Genomic DNA, 24291 nt, shown 5'->3' with positions numbered 1-24291 from the left:
AGCCACGGCCCAGGCCGTGGCTTTTCCGTTTCATGCTCTAATCAATCCGACGCGTTTTAGCGTTGCCCTTCGCGCATCGCTTCTTCGGTCAGCCAGAGCGATTCCGGCAGATCCTGCTCGTTGAGGTTCAGTCCTTCGCCACCGCGATCGACGACGATGAAGTCGCTCACGTCGCCAAGCGCAATTAGCGGATGGTGCCAGACGCCCTTCGCATAGTTCACGCCCTGCCAGCCACTCGACACGAACGCGCGAATCTTCGTCGCGTCCAGATCGCCCGCCGGCGCAACAACGACGAGATACGGCTTGTCGTTGAGCGGCACGAATGCCTGGCTGCCGAGCGGATGACGCTCGAGCATCTTCACCTCGAAGGGCAACACGCGCGGCTGGCCGCGAAAGAGATTGACGAGCGTGCGCCCGCCCTCTTCCGTGACGTCGACGTTCGCCAGATCGTGATAGCGGATCGTCGTGCCGAGGTTGATCGGAATCTGCTTCGCGCCCTCAAGCTCGATCACGTCGCCGAACGGCGCGAACGCTTCGCGCGTGAGCGGCTCGATGGTCAGCGTTGTCTTCACTTCGCTCATGATGGTCTCGTCGCCGGATCAGGCGAGCGTGCCCCACAGACGCACGCGCGACACGCCGCCGTCCGGGATGATGTTGAAGCGCACGTGCGTAACCGGACCCAGTGCCGCGAGTTCGTTCTCGAAGTAGTGCTGCTTGTCCATCTGCAGCTTCTGTTCGTCCAGCAGCATCGGCCAGAACATCGCCTGCGTCACGAGCGAGCTGTCGGTGCCGCCCACCACGCGTGCGGCCTGGAACGAGCAGCGGTCCGGGTAGTTGCCCTTGAAGTGAGCCGTATCGACTTCGATCTTCTTGATGATGCCCGGCTGCGCCAGCGCGATGATCGCCCAGTCGTTGCCCGGTTCGCGGCGGCGGCGCGTTTCCCAGCCGTCGCCCATGTTCACGCCACGGCCCGGCATCAGCAGCGTCGAAGCCACGCCGAAGTGCTGGTTGTTCGCGCTGACAAGATACGCACCGTTTTCCATCGCAGCCAGATCGAACAGTTCCGAGCGGCTCGCGCCCTGCCAGTCCACCTGCGGCTGGCCGTACACGCGCAGACGCGCAATGCCGCCATCCGGATAGATGTTCACGCGCAGATGCGTGAAGGGCTTGTCGCTCGATACTTCCACGTAGTGGTGGCTGTTGCCGTTGAGCGAGGTCGACGGGACGATTTCCGTCCATTGCGTCGATGCGCCCGGTGCGCCGTCCACCACATAGGCGGCTTCAACCGACGCTGCCGGCGGGAAGTTGCCCGTGAAGTGGCTGGTGTCGAGGTCGAGCCCCTTGATGACGCCCGGACGCGCGAGCTTCACGACGCACCAGTCGTAGCCGTTGCTGCGCTTGCGGCGCGTTTCCCAGCCGTCCATCCACTTGCCGTGGTCGTCGTACTTGCCCGGGATAAAGACGGCCGGCTCCGGATTGAGCATGCGCTCCTTCGGCGCGAAGAAGTCGTCGCTCGCCTCGAGCGCCTGCGCCCCTAGCCGCGGGTCCGCGAGATTGACGAAGCGGCGCGTGAAATCAGGTGCGTTGGGGTCGAGAGTCGGGAGTGCCATCTTTGTCTTCCTTCGTATCTTTTCTGTGGTTCAAAACGGCGCTGCGCCCGGCGGCATGCGACTTGTTGCTGCTGCCTGCCGGAGCGCATCGCCACGTCACGCGTCGATCAGCTCATCCAGCCTGAAGCGCGCGATACGGTAAATCTGGTCGAGGCTCGCGCGCATTTCGTCGGCGCGATTGTTGTTCACGCGCGATTCGAAGTTCGCGATGATGCCGTGGCGGTCATAGCCGCGCACCGCGAGAATGAACGGAAAGCCGAACTTCTCGCGATAGGCGCGGTTGAGCGCCTGCAGCTTGTCGAATTCTTCCTGCGTGCACAGGTTCAGGCCCGCGCCGCTTTGCTCGCGGGTCGATTCCACCGTCAGTTCGCCGCGTACGGCCGCCTTGCCCGCAAGTTCCGGGTGGGCGTTGATGAGTGCGAGCTGCTGCGCTTCGCCCGAGGTTTCCACCGCCTTCGACATCGTCGTATGCAGCGCGTCGATGCTCGCGTAGGGCCGTTGTTGCGCCGCCGTCTCGGCGACCCAGGGCGAGTGCTCGAAGATGCCCGAGAGCGCGGCCACGAAGGCGTCAGTCGAGGCCTGATTCAGCTGTTCAAGGGTGTAGTGCATTGCCTTCATGCGGCGACCCCGCGGTGATCGTTCTGTTGCGGTTGATAGGGATGGTGTTCGCGCCAGTGGCGCGCGATATCGACACGGCGCGTCACCCAGACGCGATCATGTTTTTCGATGTGATCGAGAAAGCGCTGCAGCGCGCGCATACGGCCCGGGCGTCCGAGCAGGCGGCAGTGCATGCCGATCGAGAGCATCTTGGGCGCTTCGTCGCCTTCTTCGTAGAGCACGTCGAACGCGTCGCGCAGGTACGTGAAGAAGTGATCCGCCGTGTTGAAGCCCTGCGGCGTGGCGAAGCGCATGTCGTTGGTGTCGAGCGTGTACGGCACGATCAGTTGCGGCACCGTCTTGCCACCCGTTACTTCGACGTCCATCCAGAACGGCAGGTCGTCGCCGTAGTAATCGGAGTCGTAGAGGAAGCCGCCGTATTCGGCCACGAGCCGATGCGTGTTGGGGCTGTCACGGCCGGTGTACCAGCCGAGCGGGCGCTGGCCCGTCACGCGTTCGATCGCTTCCATGCCGAGCTTCATGTGCTCCGCTTCGCGCTCGGGCGTGGCGTCCTGATAATGAATCCAGCGATAGCCGTGGCACGCGATCTCGTGCCCCAGTTCGACGAAGGCGCGCCCGAGGTCCGGATGACGCTCGATCGCCATGCCCACGCCGAAGACCGTGAGCGGCAGGCCGCGCTTTTCGAATTCGCGCAGGATGCGCCAGACACCTGCGCGCGAGCCGTATTCGTAGATCGACTCCATGCTCATGTGGCGCGCCGGGTAGGCCGCGGCGCCGACGATCTCGGAGAGGAACTGCTCGGAGGCGGGGTCGCCGTGCAGCACGCAGTTTTCGCCGCCCTCTTCGTAGTTGAGCACGAACTGCACCGCGACGCGCGCCTGGCCAGGCCAGTTGGCCTGCACCGGATGGCGACCGTAACCGATCAGATCGCGGGGATATTGGGGATCGAGTGGCATGCTGTCGAATCTGTCGAAGGGTGATGACGAAACGAAACTACGCGACGAAACTACGCGAAACTGGCTATCAGTCCATGCAACGATGCCCTTTCACCGCATTAAAACCTTGCGCCACAAGGATTTGCAGGTACGGGGGCATTCTGCTTCGAGGACCGGCCCAGTGTAGCGAAATCGTTGGGGCGCGCCCATACGCGAGGACGGATAGTACGGGTCAACGGAGGTGTATGTGCCGGGCCCGTGCGGCCCGGCATCGTGCGCTTGCGTTACGCGTTTACCCGTAGCGCAGCGGGCGTACGGGCGGCGGCGTGTCGGTCGCGCTCGCCGCGCTGGTCGGACTGAAGCGAGCGAATTCACCGTCGTAACGCTTCGCGAGCGGTCTGGCGAAGTCGCCGCGCTTTGCGGTCGTCAGGCGCAGCGCCACCAGCGCCTCGACCCATTTCACGGCGGCGGTGACGCCGTCCACCACGGGCACACCCAGCGCATCCTCTACCTGCGCGCACAGGCTCGTCATGCCCGCGCAGCCGAGCACGATGGCGTCAGAACCATCCTCTTCGAGCGCGCGACGGCATTCGTCGACAATCGCCCGACGCGCCGCCGACCCCGGCTCGTCAAGCTCGAGCACGGCCACGTCGATCGCCCGCACGTTGCGGCAGAAGCGCGTCATGCCATAGCGCTCCGCGAGATGCCACGCCATCGCCTTGGTGCGCGAGAGCGTGGTGACGACCGAGAAGCCCGGAGCCAGCACGCTCGCTGCATGCATGGCTGCCTCGGCGATGCCGACCACCGGCCCGCGCGCAAGCTCGCGCGCGGCATAGAGGCCGGGGTCGCCAAAGCAGGCGATCACATAGCCGTCGAAGCCCTCACGCTCGCCCGACTCCACTTCCGCGAGCAGGCCGGGCGTGGCCAGCGCCTCGTCGTAATAGCCCTCGATCGAGGGCGGCCCCATGGTCGGACTCACGGCCACCACTTCCGTGCCGGATGCGACAACAGCACGCGCGCACTGCCCCATCGCCGCCGTCATGCGCTGGGTGGTGTTCGGATTGATCAGTTTGATACGCATGGCAATTCCTTGATCTTCACGTGTTGGTACGCAGATTCACGTGTTATTCAGGCCTGCGCACGTGCGCGCTCGCCCATCGTCAACGCGCGATAGAACAATGCGCCCAGCGCCGCGCCGATGAACCACGAGAAGTTTGCCGCGTTGCTCAGCGCCGGCACCATCACGCACAGAATCGCGATCACGGCAGCCGGCAGCAGCGCTGCAACCGCACGCCAGTTCACGCCGTTGGTGTACCAGTAAGCGCCTTTGGGCGACACCGTATAGAGATCGTCCACCGCAAGACGGCCACGCTTGACGAGGTAGAAGTCAATAATCAGGACACCATACAAAGGACCGATGAAGGCGCCGAGCACATCCAGCGTGTAGTGAATCACGGCCGGGTTGTTGAAGAGATTCCACGGCGTGATGAAGATCGAGGCCACGGCGGCCAGCATGCCGCCTGCACGCCAGCTAATCAGGCGCGGCGCGACGTTGGAAAAATCGAAGGCCGGAGAAACGAAGTTGGCGACGATATTGATGCCGATGGTGGCAATCGTGAAGGTCAGCGCGCCGAGAATCACCGCCGTCGGATGATCGATACGGCCCACGGTTTCGACCGGATCAGTAATCAGTTGTCCGAACACAGGCAGCGTGGCTGAAGTCGTGATGACGGTGACCAGCGAAAATGCGAGGAAGTTGACCGGCAGACCCCAGAAGTTACCGCGATGCACGCTGCGCAGCGACTTGCCGTAACGCGAGAAGTCACCGAAATTGAGCATCGGCCCCGAGAAATACGACACCACGAGCGCAATCGCCGTAATCATCACCGGGATCACTTGCGCGCCGTGATACTTCACGGTGCCCAGGTTAAGGCCGATGTTCTGCCAGCCCGCGCGATACACCATGTAGCCCGCGAGCGCGAACATCACCACATAAACAGCCGGCCCCGCGAAGTCGATGAACTTCTTGATGGTGTTCATGCCGTTCCAGAACACAAGGGCCTGCAGCACCCACAGCGTCATGAAGCCCGCCCAGCCCACCGTCGAAAGCCCCAGCATGCCGTGCTTGTGCACATCGGCGTAAGGCATCAGTTGCGGGACGAACTTGAGCACGACAATAACGAGCGCGCTCGACGCAAGAAAGGTCTGGATGCCATACCACGCAACCGCGATCAGGCCGCGAATCACCGCAGGAATATTGGCGCCGAGCACACCAAAGGTGCCACGGCAGGCCACCGGATACGGCACGCCGTGACGCTGGCTGGGACGCGCGATCAGGTTGCACAGCACATTGACGATCGAGATGCCGACGATCAGTGCGACGAGCACCTGCCAGCTCGTGAGGCCCAGCGCGAACAGGCTGCCAGCAAACACATAACCGCCGACGCTGTGCACGTCGGACATCCAGAACGCGAAGATGTTGTAGGCGCCCCAGGTCTGTTCCTTGAGCGGCGCGAGGTCGTGGTTATAGAGGCGTTCGCTATAGCCGGCCGGCATGCGCATGCCGTCGCCTGGGTCGCTGCTATCGCCTGAGTCGAAGGTGGGCACTGCCGGACTGCCATGTGACGCGCTGAACTGAGCCATGATCCGCTCCTTGGGATGGATACGCCGACGAAAAAAAGACGCCTGAACGCCTCAAAAAACGCGTGCTGCACCGCCTGATGCAGAAACTCATGCGGCTGCCGCGATCTCTGCGTGGATGGCGTAGCGTGTGCACCGCGCCGGTCGCCGTTTGGCGCCCTACCCGCCGTGCCGCTGCCGTCCCAATTCCTTCGTTCCTTCCCTGCACGGCGGCGTCATGCCTCGCGCCGCGCATCATTCAGTTGTCCTTCAGTTCAGTCTTGCGGGAACGCATGGGTTCCCACTTTCTACCGGTCACACGTCAGCGCGCGGCAACCGCTGCGTCACGCATGCCGAAAACATCCTGCAGATCCACCGACGCACCGGTCGGCCGATCAAGCATCTTGAGTTCCACGCCCTGCAAGTGGCGCACCATCAGCGCGGCCGCTTCCTGTGCTTGCCCGGCCTCCAGCGCCACCAGAATCGCTTCGTGATCGTCGAACGAGCACGGGCTGCGTCCGGGCGATTCGTAGAGCGCCGAAATCAGCGTTGAACGCGCGACGAGTCCGTTCAGGCAATCGCATAAGACCGTATTGCCGGTGAGCGACGCGAGTTCGGTGTGGAACTCCCCGGAAAGACGAATCCAGGCCGGAAAATCACGCCCCTCGAAAGCCTTGCGCTCGCGGCGGATGGTTTCGCCGATGCTCTTGAGCCGCCGCGTGCCGTGCTGCGCGCTGCACACACGCTCCACCACCGCCAGTTCGATGATGCGACGCATCTCGAACACTTCATGCACCTCCTGGAGCGACGGGCTGGCAACGAAGGCGCCGCGATTCGGCTCCAGATCGACGAGGTGATCGGTGGCGAGCAGCGCAAGCGCCTGGCGGATCGGCCCGCGCTTGACACTGAACACCTCGCACAACTGCGCTTCCGTGAGCTTCGCGCCAGGCGGCAGACGATGCTCGAGGATCGCGGCGCGGATGCGCGCGGCGATGGCTTCGGGCTTCGTGCCGGTCGCGTCGGCTTCGGTAGCAGCGTTTTGCACGTCTTTGGCCATGTCTGTCACCTTGATGTTGGGTATGCTAGTTTGGACATAAAGATTGTCAACAATTTTATCGACGAACCTGGGGAAGATGCCTGGTCTGACCGGTCAGCCGCGTGCATTCTTCTGGTGAGATCCGCTTCAATACGGGGAATGCCGCACTTTCATGGTGACTGGATGCCCTCAAATGGCCCAATTTTTTGTCAACAATTTATGTCGATGAGGGCTCTAGAACATTTCGCTAAAGAAGGATTTTCTGGCTGTTAGTTGCATAACGACGATCGAAAACAGCGCCCGAAGGCGCTGGCAAAATCAGCCGAGGTGCGGATAACCGCTCACATTGAGCTCGAACCCATGTGCGTTTGCGCTCAGCTGCGCATCGGCGCCGAACGGCAGCGTAACCATATCCGCGATATGACCGAACGGCAGGCCGGTAATGACCGGAATGCCCGCCAGCGCTCGCACCTGCTCCACCACCGCGTGCATGTCGTAGCCGTTGTCGTAATCGAAAGGCTTGCCGCCAGAGAAGTCGCCGAGCACGAGCGCCTTCTGGCGCGCGAGAACGCCCGAGAGATGCAACTGGTACAGCATCCGCTCGATGCGGAACGGCTGTTCGTTGACGTCCTCGACGAACAGGATGCCGCCCTCCACCGGCGGCAGATACGGCGTGCCGATCAGCGACGTGAGCACGGCCAGATTGCCACCCCAGAGCATGCCGGAGACATCGGCATGCTGAGTCTGCGGCGCCTTCACCTTGAGCGTGAATTCGGGCTGCGTGAGCGCCTGCCAGAAGTGCTGCATCGTAAAGCTGCTCAGCTCCGGTGCACCGAAGTCGCTCAGCAGCATCGGGCCGCCGAACGTCGTGAGCCCCGCGCGCGCGTAGAGCGCGAGCTGGATCGCAGTGAAGTCGCTATGGCCCACCAGCGCGATGGGCTGATCCGCCAGCCGCTTCTGCAGCCCCTCATAGTCGAGACCGTGCAGGATGCGCACGGCGCCATAGCCGCCGCGCACCGCCAGCGCGACATCGGGCAAGGCGCGCGAGGGATCGGCCAGACGATTCAGTTCGGCGGCGCGCTGGCCGTCGGTGCCGGCAAAGCGCTGAAAACGGCGCTCGGTCGCTTCGATGTTTTCAACCCGATGCCCCTGCGCGCGCAGCCGCGCGATGCCGCGATGCACGGCTTCCGGATCATGGGGATAGCCCGACGGCGCAATCAGTTCGATGGTGCGATGGGTGGTCATGTTCGACTAGTTCGAATTCCACCAGAGCGCCATCAGGCTGCGTCGGCGCGACGTGGTGGTGTGAATCAGTGAGAGTCGGTCCCGCCAGCCTCGGCCTGGACGGCTGATGCGCTGGCCTCTGCGGCGGCGCGGCGTGCTTCGCGGCTCGCCCGACGGCGCTCGGCGAAGAAGGCGCGCAGCGCGTCGCCGCATTCGGTTTCGAGCACGCCGCCCACCACGCTCGTATGGTGGTTGAGCTGATCGTTCGAAAACGCATCGACGACACTGCCGCACGCGCCCGTCTTCGGATCGCGCGCACCGTACACCACGCGCGAGATGCGCGCATGCATGATCGCGCCCGCGCACATGAGGCACGGTTCCAGGGTCACATAAAGCTCGCAGCCGGGCAAGCGGTAGTTACCCAGTGCGATACCGGCCGCACGCAGCGCCGCCATTTCGGCATGGGCCGAGGGATCATGCGTGCCGATCGGATGATTGAAGCCCGTCGCGATGACTTCGTCGCCGCGCACCAGCACCGCACCAACCGGTACTTCGCCGGCTGCGCGCGCCTTATCGGCGGCGGCCTGCGCGAGGCGCATGAAATGGCGGTCGCGTTCGGTGACGGGATCGGGTTCGGAGACAATGGGAGATTCAGAGGAAGCCGCCAGCGACTCCGCGGCTTCGGGTGCGAGGTCGCCTTGTGCGGGCTGATCGTCGGGCGCGCCGGACGGCGTCATGTCGCTCACGCTCAAGCGGCACCCGCCGCGAAACCCTGGGCGCTGGCCGCGCGCTCGGACAGCCGCTCGGCGATGCGGCGGCGATATTCCTGCGGCACCACCATCGGTCCACCGCGCAGCGACTCCAGCGCCATATCGAGGGCGAGCAGACGCGCGCGCAGACGGCACTGCGCGGCCTTGTCGCCAACCTTGGCGAGTTCTTCTTCGAAATCGCGCAGGGCGCGAAGCTGTTCGACCGCGGGCGGCACGAATCCGGCATTCTTCAGAATGCGGTTCGCAACACGCACTTCTTCGGGCACGAAGAGGTCGTCGTCGAGGTCATGGGGCGCTCCGGCACCGGGCAACCCATCGAGATCGCCACGCGCTGCTGCGGCGGCAATCCGTTGTTCGACGAGGGCATCAAGCAATTTCATCAGCAATCCACTACGTTGCGGCCACGGGATTCTATCAGGGTAACACCTGGAAGACCGCGCGAGTCCGACATGGACGACATGGAGGCCGTACACGTTGACAGCCACACGTTTTGATGCAAGGCGCATGCAAAACGTCGTCAAGCTAAGGTCGTGAAAAGCCGGAATCGTCCGATAGGCGTGCCTGAGCGGGGGAAGTATGGTCGTTTGATTCACCGCCAGCAAACCAGGCGGTGTGCCCTTCCCTTACTTGTGCAGGCAACGATGAAATCTTCTTCATTTTTCCGCTTCCCGATCACGCGCATGGTGCTTCTGGGGGCGGTTTCCATACTGCTCTGCGCCAGTCTGAGCGGTTGCAGCGTGTTTTGCGGCGCGGCGGGAGGTAGTGGCGGCGGCGCGGCAGGCGTATGCGGAGTGGGGACGGGGATGCGATTCTGAAGCGGCGCCCGAGGATCGGGCGCCGCTTTAACAACTGAAACGGGGCTTAGTCCTTCAGCACCTTGGCCACGGCATCGACCACGATGCTCACGTTCTTCTCGTTCAGGCCCGCCACACACATGCGGCCCGAACGCAGGATGTACACGCCGAACTCTTCCTTGAGCCGATCAACCTGCTCCGCGCTCAGACCCGTGTACGTGAACATGCCGCGTTGCTTCACATAGCGCGACAGCGCCTCGCCGCTCACGTGCGCCTTCAGGCCGTCGTGAATCGCTACACGCATGCGCGCGATACGCTCGCACATGGCCGCCAACTCGCTTTCCCACGACTGACGCAGCGCGGGCGTCGTCAGCACGCGCGTGACGAGCTTCGCGCCGTGGGTCGGCGGGTTGCTGTAGTTCGAGCGCACCGAGCCCGTCAACTGGCCCAGCACACGATCGGCCGCCGCCGCGTCTTCGCAGATCACGTGCAGACCGCCGCAACGCTCGCCGTACAGCGAGAAGTTCTTCGAGAACGAGTTCGCCACCAGCGCCGGGATACCGCGACGGCCCAGTTCGCGCACCGCGAAGGCGTCCGCGTCCAGACCCGCGCCGAAGCCCTGATACGCCATATCGACGAAAGGCAGCAGATCGCGCTTTTGCAGCACGTCGATCAGCTGCACCCACTGGGCGTCGTCCAGATCGACTCCGGTCGGGTTATGGCAGCACGCGTGCAGCAGCACCACGCTCTTCGCCGGCAACGCGTCGATGGCCGAGAGCATGGCGTCGAACTTCAGACCGCCGGTCGCTTCGTCATAGTACGGGTAGGTGTTCACCTCAAAACCCGCGCGCTCGAAAATGAAGCGATGGTTTTCCCACGTCGGGTCGCTCACCCACACCTGGCTCTGCGGGAAATAGCGCTTGATGAAATCCGCACCCACCTTGAGCGCGCCCGAGCCGCCGAGCGTCTGCACCGTGGCCACTCGCCCTGCCGCGCGCGACGGGCATTCGGCGCCGAACACCAGCGCCTGCACCGCATCGCGATACTGCGCGAACCCGGCCATCGGCAGATAGGGCTTCGCGCCCGGCTCGTTCAGCAGCGCGGCTTCCGCTTCGTGGACAGCCTTCATGACCGGCAGACGGCCTTCGTCGTCGAAATAGATGCCAATGCTCAGATTGACCTTGTTCTGCCGCGGATCTTTCTGGAAGTTCTCGTTGAGCGAGAGGATCGGGTCGCCGGGATAGGCATCGATATGTTCGAACATGGCCTTAGCTTGTCGGTTACGGGAAATTTGCTGGAATACGGATGATAAGCGCCGGATCGGGGTTCATGGGGCGGGCTCGCGCCCTTCTGCCCCACAAGCCCCGCCTCGCCCTTACTTAGCGCGTCTGCACGCCGCCGTGCAGCGCGGGCGCCGCACCACGACGCCAGAAGCGATACGCGCCGCCGAGCACCGCCAGCCAGACGGGAATCAGCCAGACGGAAATGCGCAGATCGGGAATCAGATACATCACCACGAGGATACCCGCGAGGAACACGAGACACAGGTAATTCGTGAACGGATAGCCAAGGCTGCGAAACACCGTCGTCTCGCCGGCACGCGCCTTCTCGCGGCGGAACTTCAGGTGAATCAGGCTGATCATCGCCCAGTTGATGATGAGCGCCGACACCACCAGCCCCATCAGCAACTCGAACGCCTTGCCCGGCATGAAGTAGTTGATGACCACACAGGCCGCCGTCGCCACCGCCGTCACGGCAAGCGCCGTCAGCGGAATGCCGCGGCTGTTGACCTTGAGCAGCGCCTTGGGCGCATTGCCCTGCTGCGCCAGACCGTAGAGCATGCGGCTATTGCAGTACACGCCGCTGTTGTACACCGACAGTGCGGCGGTGAGCACGACCACATTCAGGATGTGCGCCACGATATTGCTGTTCATCGCGTGGAAGATCAGCACGAAGGGGCTGCCGCCCGACACGACCTTTTCCCAAGGATAGAGCGAAAGCAGCACGCCCAATGCGCCGACGTAGAAAATCAGGATGCGATAGATCACCTGGTTGGTCGCGCGCGGAATGGTGTGCGAGGGATCGTCCGCTTCAGCCGCGGTGATGCCGACCAGTTCCAGGCCGCCGAACGAGAACATCACGACCGCCATCGACATCACGAGACCCGAAACGCCATGCGGGAAAAAGCCGCCATGCGCCCAGAGGTTCGAGATCCCGGCCTGCGGTCCCGCATTGCCCGAAAGCAGCAGCCAGCCGCCAAACGCGATCATGCCGACGATCGCGAGCACCTTGATGATCGCGAACCAGAATTCGAGTTCGCCGTACGACTTCACGCTCGCCAGATTGATGGCGTTGATGACGACAAAAAAGACCAGCGCCGAGACCCAGGTCGGCAACGCGGGCCACCAGTAATGCATATAAATGCCGACCGCCGACAACTCCGCCATGCTCACGAGCACGTAGAGCACCCAGTAGTTCCAGCCGGAGAGGAAACCTGCGAACGGGCCGAAGTACTTATCGGCGAAGTAGCTGAACGAACCCGCCACGGGCTCGTCGACGACCATCTCGCCGAGCTGCCGCATGATGAAGAACGCCACGATGCCCGCGATCGCGTAGCCGAGCAGCACCGAAGGGCCGGCGGTCTGGATCGTCTGTGCGATGCCGAGGAACAGGCCGGTGCCGATCGCGCCCCCGAGCGCGATCAACTGGATGTGTCGATTCTTGAGGCCGCGTTTGAGATGACCGTTCTCGTCGCCGCGGCTGCCCGAAGGCTTGGCTGGTGTAGTGGAAACCATGTCTCTTCCTGTGTCTTTTTTATCGATGCGTCGGCAAGGAGGCGGATTCGTGGTCCGTTCCCTGCGCGACCGCGCGAAATAATATTGCGCGCACAACCTTCTGCGCCGGCGCGCTCCCAAGGCCGCCACATCTGGCTGACCGCCTTGTCAGGTGCGCCCAGTGTATAGGCGACGAGGAAAAATATGATTTCATCTGATACGCAGGCAAACCCTGATTGGTACAATTTCGTTTCGCATTGAACTCATCCCGAGCAAGAAAAGTGCAGACACTCGCCCTCGACCCCATCGATCTGCGGCTTCTGGCCGCGCTGCAGGAGCACGGACGCGCCTCCAACCTCGAACTGGCCGCGGCTGTGAAGCTCTCGCCCGCGCAGACCTTGCGGCGTCACCGCCGGCTCGAAGAGCTGGGCATCATCAAGCGCTATGAGACGAGGCTGGACGCGCAGGCGCTCGGCTTCGGCGTGGTCGCGTTCATTCAGGTGACGATGGAGCGCGGGCACATGCGCGAGCTGGTGAAGTTCAAGGAGCTCATCGCAACGCTGCCGCAAGTGCAGGAGTGCTACTCCGTGACCGGCGATATCGACTACGTACTGAAGGTGGTGGCGCGCGATCTCAAGGCGCTATCCGAATTCCTGCTCGACACGCTCATGCGCGCGCCTGGCGTCAGCAGCGTGCATTCGATTGTGTGCCTCGATGAACTCAAGGGGACGAGCGCGATGCCGTTGGAGGCGTGAGCGGAGCATGAAGCCGGCTCGCTGGGATAAGTCCAGTGCGGATACGCAATTTTATCTCATTTGGGTCGCCCAGATGAGGGATGATTGCGTTTTAGCACCCTGAATAGCGGAGAAATGGCGCCATAACAGGAAGCTCAACTCATTCGCTGAAAACAAAAAACCCGCGCCAGATCAAGATCTGTGCGCGGGTTTTTCTCTTATCGCCGACGGTCTATCGCGTCGAGCGAAGCGGGACGCTTATTCCCACTCAATCGTCGCAGGCGGCTTGCCCGAGATGTCGTACACGACACGGTTAATACCGCGCACTTCATTGATGATGCGGTTCGACACATTGCCCAGCAGCTCATGCGGCAGATGCGCCCAGTGCGCCGTCATGAAGTCCATCGTCTGCACTGCGCGCAGCGCGACGACATACTCATACGTGCGGCCATCACCCATCACGCCCACGCTCTTGACCGGCAGGAACACCGCGAACGCCTGGCTCGTCAGTTCGTACCACGACTTGCCGGTTTCCTTGTCGATGGTGTTACGCAGCGTCTCGATGAAGATCGCATCGGCGCGGCGCAGCAGATCCGCGAAATCGCGCTTCACTTCACCCAGGATACGCACGCCCAGACCCGGGCCCGGGAACGGATGGCGATACACCATCTCGTGCGGCAGGCCGAGCTTCACGCCCAGTTCGCGCACTTCGTCCTTGAACAGTTCGCGCAGCGGTTCGAGCAGCTTGAGGTTCAACGTTTCCGGCAGGCCGCCCACGTTGTGGTGGCTCTTGATCGTGTGCGTGCCCTTCTTGCCCTTGCCCGCCGATTCGATCACGTCCGGATAGATCGTGCCCTGTGCGAGCCACTTGGCGTCCGTGAGCTTGCCCGCTTCGGTCTGGAACACTTCGACGAATTCCGCGCCGATGATCTTGCGCTTGGCTTCCGGATCGGTCACGCCCGCCAGCTTCGACAGGAACGCTTCGCTTGCGTCGACGTGAATCACCTTCACGCCCAGATTGCCCGCGAACATCGACATGACCTGTTCGGCTTCATTCAGGCGCAGCAGACCGTGATCGACGAACACGCAGGTCAGCTGGTCGCCGATCGCGCGATGCAGCAGCGCCGCCGCCACCGACGAATCCACGCCGCCCGACAGACCCAGGATGACGTGCTCCTTGCCCACCTGCTTGCGGATCGCTTCGACGGCTTCGTCGATGTAGTGACCCATTTCCCAGTCGGCCTTGGCGCCGCAGATGCCCAGCACGAAGCGTTCGAGCATTGCGCGGCCCTGCACCGTGTGGGTGACTTCCGGGTGCCATTGCAGGCCGTAGAAGTGGCGCGCTTCGTCGGCCATGGCCGCGATCGGGCACGACTCGGTCGATGCCATCAGCTGGAAGCCGGCCGGCATTTCGATGACCTTGTCGCCGTGGCTCATCCACACCTTGAGCATGCCGTGGCCTTCGGCCGTACGGAAGTCTTCGATGCCGTCGAGGAAGCTCGTGTGGTTGCGCGCGCGCACTTCGGCGTAGCCGAATTCGCGCAGGTGGCCGCCGTCGACCTTGCCGCCGAGCTGTTCGGCCATCGTCTGCATGCCGTAGCAGATGCCAAGAACCGGCACGCCCAGTTCGAACACGGCTTGCGGTGCACGCGGCGTGTCGGTTTCGGTGACCGAGCTCGGGCCACCCGAGAGGATGATGCCCTTCGGTGCGAATTCGCGGATGAAGGCGTCGTCAACGTCGTAGGGATGGATTTCCGAGTAGACGTTGGCTTCGCGCACACGGCGCGCGATCAGCTGGGTGACTTGCGAACCGAAGTCGAGAATCAGGATTTTGTCGTGCATGGCAGCGGACGAGACCTAAAAAAGAACGGATACAGAAAGCCGCGCACTGGCTGAAAGCCTCGCACGCGGCGTGAATTCATTGGCGCCCGGGGCGCCTGCGCCTCTGCGCGGCAAAACCGGGGGGTCCGGTGCAGCGCGGTTCGGGCGCAGGTCTGGGCGCACTCTGGCGGATGTCGCGTCTGACGGTTGGCGTCGACGCGCATCGCACCTCAACCTCGCAGCGGTGGCCGCTGCGCGTCGGCGGCTTCGTCGCGGGCGCTCTGGCGCGCCTGTTCGGCTGCTTCGGCTTGTTCGGCCTGCACCGTCGTCGCGTGTGGCGCGACCACCGGCGCAACCGGTGCTGCGTATGTTTCTGCAGTCGCTGGCGCCACAGGTTCAACAGGCACAGCAACCGGCGCGGTCTTTACATGCGAGAAACCCGGCTTCGCATACACCACCGGTTCATCACGCCTGCCTTTGGCTGCAACGCGCGCCTCACGCTGTTGCGCCGCGGCTTCAGCCGCCAGCGCCTTGTCGCGCAGCTTGACCATTCCCGCCAGACGCGCACCACCCAATCCGATGACGATCAGGCAGAGCGCCACCGCACCGGCCACCAACTGGCCGAAGCCCGTCAGCTGCGGCGTGTGCAAGCCAATCAGCCAGACCAGCATCAGCACACCGGCAATCCAGTTGACGTGGCCCGCCGTGCGACCGACCGTGGCGGTCAGCGCGCCGTCGAAGGCCGCACGCAGCGCGAGCCAGCCAAAACCGAGCAGCACCACACCGAACGCCTGTCCGATGAGCGCCGGCTGCGCCTGCACCAGTTGCAACGCGTCGTAGAGCTGGGTCCAGGGCGTGAGAAGAAACAGCACGCCAAACCCCAGCAGCAACAACGCATCGGCAATCAGCACTACGCGCAGCAGCGGCTTCATCGAGGCTTAGTCCACGTGGTAGTTGGGCGCTTCCTTGGTGATCTGCACGTCGTGAACGTGCGATTCATTCAGGCCCGCACCCGTGATCTGCACGAACTCCGCCTTCGTGTGCAGTTCGTCGATCGTGCGGCAACCGCAGTAGCCCATCGAGGCGCGCACGCCGCCGATCATCTGGAACAGGATCGCGTTGATCGGGCCCTTGTAGGCCACACGGCCTTCGATGCCTTCCGGCACGAGCTTGTCGATGTTCGCCGAGTTGTCCTGGAAGTAACGGTCAGCCGCGCCGTCCTTCATTGCGCCAACCGAGCCCATGCCGCGGTACGACTTGTACTGGCGGCCCTGGAACAGGAACACGTCGCCCGGCGACTCTTCGGTGCCTGCAAACATGCTGCCCATCATCACGGCGTTCGCGCCGGCGGCCAGCGCCTTCGACACGTCGCCCGAGTAGCGCACGCCACCGTCGGCGATGCACGGCACGCCGGTGCCCTTGAGCGCTTCTGCAACATTCGAGATCGCCGTGATCTGCGGCACGCCCACACCTGCGACGATACGCGTCGTGCAGATCGAGCCCGGGCCGATACCGACCTTCACGCCGTCCGCGCCGTATTCGACCAGCGCACGCGCGGCATCCGCCGTCGCGATGTTGCCGCCGATGACTTCGACGTGCGGGAAGTTCTGCTTGACCCAGCGAACGCGCTCGAGCACGCCCTTGCTGTGGCCGTGCGCCGTATCGACGACGATCACGTCGACGCCGGCCTGCACCAGCAGCTCGACACGCTCTTCGTTGTCCGGACCCACGCCGACTGCCGCACCCGCGCGCAGCTTGCCGTGTTCGTCCTTACAGGCGGCCGGGTGTTCGGTCTGCTTGGTGATGTCCTTGACGGTCATCAGGCCACGCAGTTCGAACGCATCGTTCACAACCAGCACGCGTTCGAGACGGTGGCTGTGCATGAGCGACTTCGCTTCGGCGAGCGGCGTGCCTTCCTTGACGGTGACGAGGCGCTCGCGCGGCGTCATGATCGAGCGCACCGGCTCGTCCAGACGGGTTTCAAAACGCAGGTCGCGGTTAGTAACGATACCGACGAGCTGTGCGCCTTCAACGACCGGGAAGCCCGAGATGCCATGCTGCTGCGACAGCGCGATGACGTCCGCGACCTTCATCTGCGGCGGCACGGTGATCGGATCACGCACGACGCCCGACTCGAAACGCTTCACTTTCGCGACTTCGCGCGCCTGCTCAGCCGGCGTGAGGTTCTTGTGGACGATACCGACGCCACCCTGCTGCGCCATGGCGATAGCAAGACGCCCTTCCGTGACGGTGTCCATCGCGGCAGAGACGAGCGGAATGTTCAGGGAGATATTGCGGGTCAGCCGGGTCTTCAGGCTGGTGTCGCGCGGGAGAACGTCGGAGAAGGCGGGAACGAGGAGCACGTCATCGAACGTGAGTGCTTTCTGGATCAGACGCATGGCAAATCCTATAGGCGCAAAAGCAGATTATACGGGATAGCGCCCTGGAAATCATCAGCGCGTACAGTAGCTTAGCGCCGATTACGGGATTTTTTTGAGGTTCGGGCGTCGCCGCTCAGGGCCGCTGGAGAAGGGTTTCCGACCCGAATTTCGATTCATCGCGCATGACCGCCCGACGAACGATACGCATGCGGCGTGCAGGATTGAACAAGACGCCAACCCGTCGCCACAGTTAAGCTGCGCTCCGTTGAACCGGAATAAATGACTTGCGGAGGCAATCGAAATGCAGCGTGGTGTGTTGTACGGCGTGCTCGCCGGAGCGTTATGGGGAACCGTGTTCGTGGTGCCCCGGCAACTGGCGGACTTCTCACCGTTGCTCCTGAGCGCTGGACGCTACGCGATGTATGGGCTCGTTTCACTGGCCGCCCTGCTGCCGATGCTCAAACGCGTCTGGCCGCGCCTCACGCGCGAAGATCTGATTGCGCTCGTGAAGCTCGCGTTGATGGGCAATCTGCTTTATTACCTCTTTCTGGCGAGCGCCATCCACCTCGTGGGCATCGCTCCGGCGTCGCTGATCGTCGGCGTGCTGCCGGTAACGGTTACGCTGCTGGGGCGCGCGGACCATGGCGCCGTGCCGCTCTCAAAGCTGGTCTGGCCGCTCGCGATGATCGCCGCGGGCATCGTCTGCATCAACGTCGATGTGTTCACGGCGTCCGCCAGCGCGGGCGATCACACAACGACGCTGACGAAAATCGCGGGGATTTCCTGCGCGGTGGGCGCGCTGATCTGCTGGACGTGGTTCGCGGTGGAAAACTCGCGCTATCTGCAACGCAATGCGCACTTCAGCGGCAACGAATGGTCGGTGCTCTGGGGCGTCGTAACAGGTGCGCTGGGCGGTTTGCTGTGGCTCGCGATTCTGGTGATGCCGGCCGGCGTGGCCCAGGACACGGTCGCCGATGGACGCTGGACGACGTTCTGGCAACTCAACCTCGTGCTGGCGATCGGCGCGTCGTGGCTCGGCAACGGTCTGTGGAACGCCGCCGCCAAGCGTCTGCCGCTCACGCTTTCAGGGCAGATGATCGTGTTCGAAACGCTGTTCGCCCTGCTCTACGGCTTTATCTACGATCACCGTCTGCCGCGCGGACTGGAAATCGCGGCCATCGTGCTGCTGGTGGTGGGCGTGAGCTGGTCGGTGCGACAGCATGCGGGCGGTCCGGAGGACATGATGCACGGTGACGGCATCGTGCCGGAAGGCGATTTGCCCGGCATCGGGCATGCGGAGAAAGACGCGGGGAGCGGCACGGAACGGCGCCGCATAGCCAACTAAAGCAAGCTCAGCGCGAATCCTTGTTCTGCCACTTGCGCCCTTCGATCGAACCCGCCTTGCGGGTTTTGTCGACGCGGCGCTGACGTGCGGTCTTGGGATCCACGACCAGCGGCCGATAGATCTCCACGCGGTCGTGATCGGCGAGTTCGGCGTCGAGCGGCTTGAGCTTGCCGTACACGCCTACCTTCAGCTTCGTCAGATCGATCTCGGGATGGCGCGTCAATATGCCGCTGGCATCGATGGCCTGCTGCACGGTGGCGCCAGCCGGCAACTGCACGCCGATGAGGGTCTGCGCGTCCGCCAGCGCGTAGCAGACATCGACATTGAGGCCGCTGGAAGTTGAGTTCGCGCTCATGCTCAGGCCTTGCCGTAGCGCTGATCGGCGCGCTTCACGAAGGAATCGACGAAGGTGTTCGCGATGTGATGGAACACCGGACCGATGATTTTTTCGAGAATGATGTTAGAAAACTCGTAGTGCAACGCGAACTCGATCTTGCAGGCGTCCGCGCGCAGCGGCGTGAAGCGCCACGACCCGGTGAACTTCTTGAAAGGGCCGTCAGTGAACTCCATATCGATGTATTCAGGGCGCTTCTGCACGTTACGCGTGGCGAAGTGCTGCTTGATGCCCTTGAAGTTGATATCGATCTTGGCCTCCATGCCGGCTTCGTCCTTGCGGCGAACCTCGACGCCGCCGCACCACGGCAGGAAGTTGGGATAGTCGTCGACATCGGTGACGAGGTCGAACATCTGTTCCGCCGAATGGCGAATCAACACGGTTTTCTGGACATCCGCCATAAATTGCGCAATGCGATGCAAGGGTGAATGCGCCACGGGCTTTCGCTGGCCCGCTTTGCTAAAATCGTAATTTTAAACGAGTTGGGCGTTTCCCATTTTCCTATGAGCATCATCGACAACAGAAAAGCCTTCTTCGATTACTTCATCGAAGAGCGCCACGAGGCGGGGCTCGTGCTCGAAGGATGGGAGGTCAAGGCGATGCGCGCCGGGCGGGCCAACATCAAGGAAGCCTACGTCATCATCAAGGATGGCGAGCTTTACCTGATCGGCGTGCACATCAGCCCGCTGCCCGAAGTCTCGACCCACATCCAGCCCGACCCCACGCGCACCCGCAAGCTGCTGCTGCACCGCGAGGAAATCGACAAACTGATCGGCAAGGTCGAGCAGCGCGGCTTCACGATCGTGCCGCTGAACTTCCACTACAAGGGCGGGCGCGTGAAGTGCGAAATTGGCCTGGCCAAGGGCAAGAAGCTGCACGACAAGCGCGAAACCGAGAAGCAGCGCGACTGGCAGCGCGAAAAGGCGCGCCTGATGCGCAACCCCACCTGAAGCGCCAAGCGCGCTAATCCCTCAGACATGAAAAAGGGCGGCCCCGGCCGCCCTTTTTTCGTTCTGTCACATTGGACCGAAAGCTCAAACGCCTTTGGTGGTGTCCCGGGTCATCTGCGTTTCCTTCATGCCCGTGCGGTTCACGATCGTCAGCGCCGACGCAATCATCGAACTCAGATCGCTCATATTGCCCGGCACGATCAGCGTATTGCCCTGCTTCGCCAGATTGCCGAAGGCCGTCACGTACTGTTCGGCGACCTTGAGGTTGACCGCATCCATGCCGCCCTGCGCCTGGATCGAGTTGCCGATCTTCTGGATCGCGGTCGCATTCGCCTCCGCGACGGCCAGAATCGCCGCCGCCTGACCCTGCGCCTGATTGATCGCAGCCTGCCGCTCGCCTTCGGACTTCTGGATCGCCGCCTCGCGCGCGCCCGCTGCCAGGTTGATCTGCTCCTGCTTGCGCCCTTCCGACGCCGCGATCAGCGCACGTTTTTCACGCTCGGCGGTGATCTGCGCCTGCATCGCATGAAGGATCTCCTTGGGCGGCGTGAGATCCTTGATCTCGTAGCGCAGCACCTTCACACCCCAGTTCGACGCCGCCTCGTCGAGCGACGACACCACGCTGTGGTTGATGAAATCGCGCTCTTCGAAGGTCTTGTCGAGTTCGAGCTTGCCGATCACCGAGCGCAGCGTCGTCTGCGACAGCTGCGTGATCGCAAACACAAAGTTGCTCGATCCATACGACGCCTTCATCGGATCGGTCACCTGGAAATACAGCACGCCGTCCACCTGCAACTGCGTGTTGTCGCGCGTGATACAGATCTGGCTGGGCACGTCGAGCGGGATTTCCTTGAGCACGTGCTTGTAGGCCACGCGGTCGATGAACGGCAGCACGATCGTGAGACCCGGCGTGAGCGTGGCGTGGTAGCGGCCCAGCCGCTCCAGCACCCACGCGTGTTGCTGCGGCACGATCTTGACGGTCTTGGAGATCAGGACGATGACGATCACGAGCAGAATCAGCCCGACAACTGGTACTTGCATGCGCTTCCCCTTTTGCTTAGTTCAGACGCTTCATTCAGCTTCGTTCGGACGCATTCAGGCGTGGCGTGCACCGACGCCCGTCACGTCGCCCTGTGCGGCCGCAACGATGAGGCAACTGCCCCGTACAGCCTTGATCTGATAGAGATGGGCGTCTTCGGGCTCGCCGGGCGCGAGTTCGACGTCCCATTCGGCGCCGCGATACATCGTGCGCGCGCGGCCTTCATGCCACGCGGCCACCGTGAGCGTCGAGCCGATGTCGAGATTCACACCGGGGTCGCTCGACGCATCGACCATGCGCCGCCTGCGCCCAAAGCGCGAGCGCCGCAGCGCGATCACAGCGATAAGCGCCACCAGCGCGGCCGCCACAAGCTGCAGGTCGAGCGGCGCGTCCAGCTCGAAGGCCACGACGCCTGCCAGAAATCCGAGCGCGATCATCAACAGATAGAAGGTGCCGGTCATCAACTCGGCCACGATCAGCACGCCCGCGCCGATCCACCAGAACACACCATGCGGACCCACGTCGACCTCCCAAAGTAAAACACCCCGGATAGACCGGGGTGTTATAGCACGAAGCTGACACTTTTTTCCGCTGCCTGCGAAAGCTCAATGCAAGCTGCATCAAGCTTCGCGCGCAAAGGCAACGGGACGGCTCGCACCGTCCGTCGGCGTGGTTCGTGACCTTACTTCGCCTGCGCCTTTGCAAGCGCCTGCCACGTTTCGATCACCGTGTCGGGGTTCAGCGAGATCGAAGCGATGCCTTCTTCCGCCAGCCACTGGGCGAAGTCCGGATGATCGGACGGGCCCTGGCCGCAGATGCCAACGTACTTGTTCAGGCGGCGGCAGGTTTCGATCGCGCGCTTGAGCAGGAACTTGACGGCCGGGTCGCGTTCGTCGAAGTCGGCGGCCAGCAGCTCCATACCCGAATCCCGGTCGAGGCCGAGCGTGAGCTGCGTCAGGTCGTTCGAGCCGATCGAGAAACCGTCGAAGTACTGCAGGAACTCTTCGGCGAGAATCGCGTTGGTCGGCACTTCGCACATCATGATCAGGCGCAGGCCGTTTTCGCCGCGCTTGAGGCCGTACTTCGCCAGCAGCGCAACCACGCGCTCCGCCTGCTTGAGCGTACGCACGAACGGCACCATGATCTCGACGTTCGTGAGACCCATCTCTTCACGCACGCGCTTGAGCGCCAGGCACTCCATTTCGAACGCTTGCGCGAAGTCGTCGGCGATATAACGCGACGCGCCGCGGAAACCCAGCATCGGGTTTTCTTCATCCGGCTCGTAGCGCGAACCGCCGATCAGCTTCTTGTACTCGTTCGACTTGAAGTCCGACATACGCACGATGACGGGCTTCGGATAGAACGCCGCGCCAATCGTTGCGATGCCTTCCGTCAGCTTGTCGACGTAGAACGCACGCGGCGACGCGTGGCCGCGCGCAACGCTCTCAACCGCCTTCTTCAGGTCGGCGTCGATGTTCGGGTACTCGAGAATCGCCTTCGGGTGAACGCCGATGTTGTTGTTGATGATGAACTCGAGACGCGCAAGGCCCACACCGGCATTCGGCAGCTGCGAGAAGTCGAACGCGAGTTGCGGGTTGCCGACGTTCATCATGATCTTGACCGGAATCGACGGCAGCTCGCCACGCTGGATTTCGCTGACTTCGGTTTCCAGCAGACCGTCATAGATGCGGCCTTCGTCGCCCTCGGCGCACGACACCGTCACCAGCGCCCCGTCCTTCAGCACGTCGGTTGCGTCGCCGCAGCCCACGACTGCCGGCACGCCCAGCTCACGCGCGATGATCGCCGCGTGGCAGGTACGGCCGCCACGATTCGTGACAATCGCTGCTGCACGCTTCATCACCGGCTCCCAGTTCGGGTCGGTCATGTCGGCGACCAGCACGTCGCCCGGCTGCACGCGTTCCATTTCGGACGGATCGTGAATCACCTTCACGCGACCCGCGCCGATCTTTTGGCCGATGGCGCGGCCCGTTGCCAGAACCTGCGACTGGCCCTTGAGCTTGAAGCGCTGTTCGACCTTGCCCGCAGCCTGACTCTTCACGGTCTCCGGACGTGCCTGGAGAATGAAGATCTTGCCGTCGAGACCGTCCTTGCCCCACTCGATGTCCATCGGACGCTGGTAGTGCTTTTCGATAATGACGGCGTACTTGGCCAGCTCGATCACGTCTTCGTCGGTGATCGAGAAGCGGTTGCGCTGCTCGTGCGAAACGTCGACCGTCTTCACGCGGCCCGGCTCGCCCGGCTGCGTGAATTCCATCTTGATGAGCTTCGAGCCGATCGAGCGGCGGATGATCGGCGACTTGCCTTGCGCGAGCGTGGTCTTGAAGACGTAGAACTCGTCCGGATTCACCGCGCCCTGCACAACGGTCTCGCCCAGGCCGTAGCTCGACGTGATGAACACGGCTTCCTTGAAGCCCGATTCCGTGTCCAGCGTGAACATCACGCCTGCGGCGCCGCGATCCGAACGGACCATGCGCTGCACGCCAGCCGACAGCGCGACTTCAGCGTGGGTGAAGCCCTTGTGGACGCGATAGGAAATGGCGCGGTCGTTGTAGAGCGACGCGAACACGTGCTTGAGGCGGTCGAGCACGTCTTCGACACCCACCACGTTCAGGTAGCTTTCCTGTTGACCGGCAAACGAAGCGTCGGGCAGATCTTCTGCCGTTGCCGACGAGCGCACCGCGAACGAGAGTTCGGAAGGCGAGCTGGCTTGCAGCGTTTCGAAGCCTGCGCGGATGTCCGCTTCCAGCTGCGGCTGCAGCGGCGCGTCGACGATCCATTGACGGATTTCCTTGCCGGCTTCGGCCAGCGCCTTGACGTCGTCGACGTCGAGCGTTTCCAGACGAGCGGCGATCCGTTCGGTCAGGTTGTTGTGTTTCAGGAAGTCGCGGAAGGCGAGCGCCGTCGTTGCGAAGCCCGTAGGCACACGCACGCCAGCCTCAGCCAACTGGCTGATCATTTCGCCGAGCGAGGCGTTCTTGCCGCCCACGATCTCGACATCGGTCATCCGCAACTGCTCGAAAGGCACTACATACGCCTGATCCTTGGCAACGGTGTTAGTCATACAAGCCCCTAAGTGTGAAAAAAATTCACGATTGCGCAAGTGGGCTCGAACGCGAGTCACCCATTGGGGGCGATTTCACGTCTTGCGCAACCTGTTGGAGAAGCAATCGCCGTGGCTCCGAAACACTGGAGCAGGCATAAGGAAAAGCAGGAAGATGCGCGCGAT

Annotated in this window: 23 protein-coding genes; 3 read left to right on the top strand and 20 right to left on the bottom strand. The window is 63.0% G+C overall.

The window, feature by feature from the left end:
• Positions 1-56: 56 nt before the first annotated feature.
• The 12 genes from VG320_RS10320 to VG320_RS10265 all read right to left on the bottom strand — a co-directional run bounded on the left by VG320_RS10320 (position 57) and on the right by VG320_RS10265 (position 12401).
• The gene (locus tag VG320_RS10320) at positions 57-581 is read right to left on the bottom strand and encodes an ureidoglycolate lyase (RefSeq protein WP_327200010.1); all 525 of its coding nucleotides are present in this window, start codon (positions 579-581) and stop codon (positions 57-59) included.
• An 18-nt stretch (positions 582-599) separates the two neighbouring features.
• Positions 600-1610, bottom strand: coding sequence for an allantoicase (gene alc / locus VG320_RS10315; RefSeq protein ID WP_327200009.1), 1011 nt, complete (start codon positions 1608-1610; stop codon positions 600-602).
• Between the two features lie 96 nt (positions 1611-1706).
• On the bottom strand, positions 1707-2228 hold the full coding sequence (uraD, locus tag VG320_RS10310; protein ID WP_327200008.1) for a 2-oxo-4-hydroxy-4-carboxy-5-ureidoimidazoline decarboxylase: 522 nt from the start codon (positions 2226-2228) through the stop codon (positions 1707-1709).
• Complete coding sequence (gene puuE / locus VG320_RS10305) at positions 2225-3184, bottom strand: allantoinase PuuE (protein WP_327200007.1); 960 nt, start codon at positions 3182-3184, stop codon at positions 2225-2227. The genes uraD and puuE overlap by 4 nt, the downstream gene beginning before the upstream one ends.
• 271 nt (positions 3185-3455) lie before the next feature.
• Positions 3456-4244, bottom strand: coding sequence for an aspartate/glutamate racemase family protein (locus VG320_RS10300; protein WP_327200006.1), 789 nt, complete (start codon positions 4242-4244; stop codon positions 3456-3458).
• 47 nt (positions 4245-4291) lie between these two features.
• Positions 4292-5806 (bottom strand): NCS1 family nucleobase:cation symporter-1, encoded by a 1515-nt coding sequence (locus VG320_RS10295; RefSeq protein WP_327200005.1) that lies wholly within the window; start codon positions 5804-5806, stop codon positions 4292-4294.
• Positions 5807-6104: 298 nt separating this feature from the next.
• Positions 6105-6839 carry a GntR family transcriptional regulator gene (locus VG320_RS10290; RefSeq protein WP_327200004.1) on the bottom strand — a complete coding sequence of 245 codons (735 nt, stop codon included), beginning with the start codon at positions 6837-6839 and terminating at the stop codon, positions 6105-6107.
• 297 nt (positions 6840-7136) lie between these two features.
• On the bottom strand, positions 7137-8063 hold the full coding sequence (gene ldcA, locus VG320_RS10285; RefSeq protein WP_327200003.1) for a muramoyltetrapeptide carboxypeptidase: 927 nt from the start codon (positions 8061-8063) through the stop codon (positions 7137-7139).
• Between the two features lie 65 nt (positions 8064-8128).
• Entirely contained in the window at positions 8129-8779 is a 651-nt protein-coding gene (gene tadA, locus VG320_RS10280; protein WP_327200027.1) for a tRNA adenosine(34) deaminase TadA, read from the bottom strand.
• An 11-nt stretch (positions 8780-8790) separates the two neighbouring features.
• Positions 8791-9192 carry a DnaJ family domain-containing protein gene (locus VG320_RS10275; RefSeq protein WP_327200002.1) on the bottom strand — a complete coding sequence of 134 codons (402 nt, stop codon included), beginning with the start codon at positions 9190-9192 and terminating at the stop codon, positions 8791-8793.
• A gap of 481 nt (positions 9193-9673) precedes the next feature.
• Complete coding sequence (locus VG320_RS10270; RefSeq protein WP_327200001.1) at positions 9674-10870, bottom strand: amino acid aminotransferase; 1197 nt, start codon at positions 10868-10870, stop codon at positions 9674-9676.
• Positions 10871-10985: 115 nt separating this feature from the next.
• Entirely contained in the window at positions 10986-12401 is a 1416-nt protein-coding gene (locus VG320_RS10265) for an amino acid permease (protein ID WP_327200000.1), read from the bottom strand.
• Positions 12402-12661: 260 nt separating this feature from the next.
• Between VG320_RS10265 and VG320_RS10260 the strand changes: the two genes are divergently transcribed.
• Positions 12662-13135, top strand: a complete 474-nt coding sequence (locus VG320_RS10260; protein ID WP_327199999.1) for an Lrp/AsnC family transcriptional regulator — start codon at positions 12662-12664, stop codon at positions 13133-13135.
• 237 nt (positions 13136-13372) lie between these two features.
• On the opposite strand, the gene guaA is transcribed toward VG320_RS10260, so the two are convergent.
• From guaA to guaB, 3 genes are all read right to left on the bottom strand, one after another.
• A complete protein-coding gene (gene guaA, locus VG320_RS10255; RefSeq protein WP_327199998.1) occupies positions 13373-14956 on the bottom strand; it encodes a glutamine-hydrolyzing GMP synthase in 1584 nt (527 codons plus the stop codon).
• Positions 14957-15165: 209 nt separating this feature from the next.
• The gene (locus VG320_RS10250; RefSeq protein ID WP_327199997.1) at positions 15166-15867 is read right to left on the bottom strand and encodes a hypothetical protein; all 702 of its coding nucleotides are present in this window, start codon (positions 15865-15867) and stop codon (positions 15166-15168) included.
• A gap of 6 nt (positions 15868-15873) precedes the next feature.
• The gene (guaB, locus tag VG320_RS10245) at positions 15874-17334 is read right to left on the bottom strand and encodes an IMP dehydrogenase (protein WP_327199996.1); all 1461 of its coding nucleotides are present in this window, start codon (positions 17332-17334) and stop codon (positions 15874-15876) included.
• Positions 17335-17617: 283 nt separating this feature from the next.
• On the opposite strand from guaB, the gene VG320_RS10240 reads away from it, so the two are divergent.
• Entirely contained in the window at positions 17618-18661 is a 1044-nt protein-coding gene (locus tag VG320_RS10240; RefSeq protein ID WP_327199995.1) for a DMT family transporter, read from the top strand.
• Positions 18662-18668: 7 nt separating this feature from the next.
• On the opposite strand, the gene VG320_RS10235 is transcribed toward VG320_RS10240, so the two are convergent.
• Together VG320_RS10235 and VG320_RS10230 are read right to left on the bottom strand one after the other, a co-directional pair.
• Positions 18669-19016 (bottom strand): RnfH family protein, encoded by a 348-nt coding sequence (locus VG320_RS10235; RefSeq protein ID WP_327199994.1) that lies wholly within the window; start codon positions 19014-19016, stop codon positions 18669-18671.
• A 2-nt stretch (positions 19017-19018) separates the two neighbouring features.
• Entirely contained in the window at positions 19019-19456 is a 438-nt protein-coding gene (locus VG320_RS10230; RefSeq protein ID WP_327199993.1) for a type II toxin-antitoxin system RatA family toxin, read from the bottom strand.
• A gap of 102 nt (positions 19457-19558) precedes the next feature.
• On the opposite strand from VG320_RS10230, the gene smpB reads away from it, so the two are divergent.
• Complete coding sequence (smpB, locus tag VG320_RS10225) at positions 19559-20005, top strand: SsrA-binding protein SmpB (RefSeq protein ID WP_327200026.1); 447 nt, start codon at positions 19559-19561, stop codon at positions 20003-20005.
• A gap of 84 nt (positions 20006-20089) precedes the next feature.
• Here smpB and VG320_RS10220 read toward each other — a convergent pair whose 3' ends face one another.
• The 3 genes from VG320_RS10220 to ppsA all read right to left on the bottom strand — a co-directional run bounded on the left by VG320_RS10220 (position 20090) and on the right by ppsA (position 24126).
• Positions 20090-21046 (bottom strand): stomatin-like protein, encoded by a 957-nt coding sequence (locus VG320_RS10220; RefSeq protein WP_327199992.1) that lies wholly within the window; start codon positions 21044-21046, stop codon positions 20090-20092.
• 54 nt (positions 21047-21100) lie between these two features.
• Entirely contained in the window at positions 21101-21565 is a 465-nt protein-coding gene (locus tag VG320_RS10215; RefSeq protein ID WP_327199991.1) for an NfeD family protein, read from the bottom strand.
• A gap of 161 nt (positions 21566-21726) precedes the next feature.
• Positions 21727-24126, bottom strand: coding sequence for a phosphoenolpyruvate synthase (ppsA, locus tag VG320_RS10210; RefSeq protein WP_327199990.1), 2400 nt, complete (start codon positions 24124-24126; stop codon positions 21727-21729).
• Positions 24127-24291: the final 165 nt, after the last annotated feature.

It is taken from the genome of Paraburkholderia sp. (assembly GCF_035948235.1).
Classification (GTDB): Bacteria; Pseudomonadota; Gammaproteobacteria; order Burkholderiales; family Burkholderiaceae; genus Paraburkholderia.
Note: the sequence above shows the minus strand (reverse complement) of the source record. Positions and strands in the feature narration are given on the sequence as shown.

What these genes read in the sequence shown, in the direction of transcription:
- VG320_RS10300 (WP_327200006.1), bottom strand. Translation starts at nt 4,244, where the DNA reads ATGCGTATCAAACTGATCAATCCGAACACCACCCAGCGCATGACGGCG.
- VG320_RS10250 (WP_327199997.1), bottom strand. Translation starts at nt 15,867, where the DNA reads ATGAAGCCGCTGCTGCGCGTAGTGCTGATTGCCGATGCGTTGTTGCTG.
- ppsA (WP_327199990.1), bottom strand. Translation starts at nt 24,126, where the DNA reads ATGACTAACACCGTTGCCAAGGATCAGGCGTATGTAGTGCCTTTCGAG.
- VG320_RS10320 (WP_327200010.1), bottom strand. Translation starts at nt 581, where the DNA reads ATGAGCGAAGTGAAGACAACGCTGACCATCGAGCCGCTCACGCGCGAA.
- guaB (WP_327199996.1), bottom strand. Translation starts at nt 17,334, where the DNA reads ATGCGTCTGATCCAGAAAGCACTCACGTTCGATGACGTGCTCCTCGTT.
- VG320_RS10235 (WP_327199994.1), bottom strand. Translation starts at nt 19,016, where the DNA reads ATGAGCGCGAACTCAACTTCCAGCGGCCTCAATGTCGATGTCTGCTAC.
- smpB (WP_327200026.1), top strand. Translation starts at nt 19,559, where the DNA reads ATGAGCATCATCGACAACAGAAAAGCCTTCTTCGATTACTTCATCGAA.
- ldcA (WP_327200003.1), bottom strand. Translation starts at nt 8,063, where the DNA reads ATGACCACCCATCGCACCATCGAACTGATTGCGCCGTCGGGCTATCCC.
- alc (WP_327200009.1), bottom strand. Translation starts at nt 1,610, where the DNA reads ATGGCACTCCCGACTCTCGACCCCAACGCACCTGATTTCACGCGCCGC.
- VG320_RS10265 (WP_327200000.1), bottom strand. Translation starts at nt 12,401, where the DNA reads ATGGTTTCCACTACACCAGCCAAGCCTTCGGGCAGCCGCGGCGACGAG.
- VG320_RS10240 (WP_327199995.1), top strand. Translation starts at nt 17,618, where the DNA reads ATGCAGCGTGGTGTGTTGTACGGCGTGCTCGCCGGAGCGTTATGGGGA.
- guaA (WP_327199998.1), bottom strand. Translation starts at nt 14,956, where the DNA reads ATGCACGACAAAATCCTGATTCTCGACTTCGGTTCGCAAGTCACCCAG.
- uraD (WP_327200008.1), bottom strand. Translation starts at nt 2,228, where the DNA reads ATGAAGGCAATGCACTACACCCTTGAACAGCTGAATCAGGCCTCGACT.
- VG320_RS10290 (WP_327200004.1), bottom strand. Translation starts at nt 6,839, where the DNA reads ATGGCCAAAGACGTGCAAAACGCTGCTACCGAAGCCGACGCGACCGGC.
- puuE (WP_327200007.1), bottom strand. Translation starts at nt 3,184, where the DNA reads ATGCCACTCGATCCCCAATATCCCCGCGATCTGATCGGTTACGGTCGC.
- tadA (WP_327200027.1), bottom strand. Translation starts at nt 8,779, where the DNA reads ATGACGCCGTCCGGCGCGCCCGACGATCAGCCCGCACAAGGCGACCTC.
- VG320_RS10220 (WP_327199992.1), bottom strand. Translation starts at nt 21,046, where the DNA reads ATGCAAGTACCAGTTGTCGGGCTGATTCTGCTCGTGATCGTCATCGTC.
- VG320_RS10270 (WP_327200001.1), bottom strand. Translation starts at nt 10,870, where the DNA reads ATGTTCGAACATATCGATGCCTATCCCGGCGACCCGATCCTCTCGCTC.
- VG320_RS10275 (WP_327200002.1), bottom strand. Translation starts at nt 9,192, where the DNA reads ATGAAATTGCTTGATGCCCTCGTCGAACAACGGATTGCCGCCGCAGCA.
- VG320_RS10295 (WP_327200005.1), bottom strand. Translation starts at nt 5,806, where the DNA reads ATGGCTCAGTTCAGCGCGTCACATGGCAGTCCGGCAGTGCCCACCTTC.
- VG320_RS10230 (WP_327199993.1), bottom strand. Translation starts at nt 19,456, where the DNA reads ATGGCGGATGTCCAGAAAACCGTGTTGATTCGCCATTCGGCGGAACAG.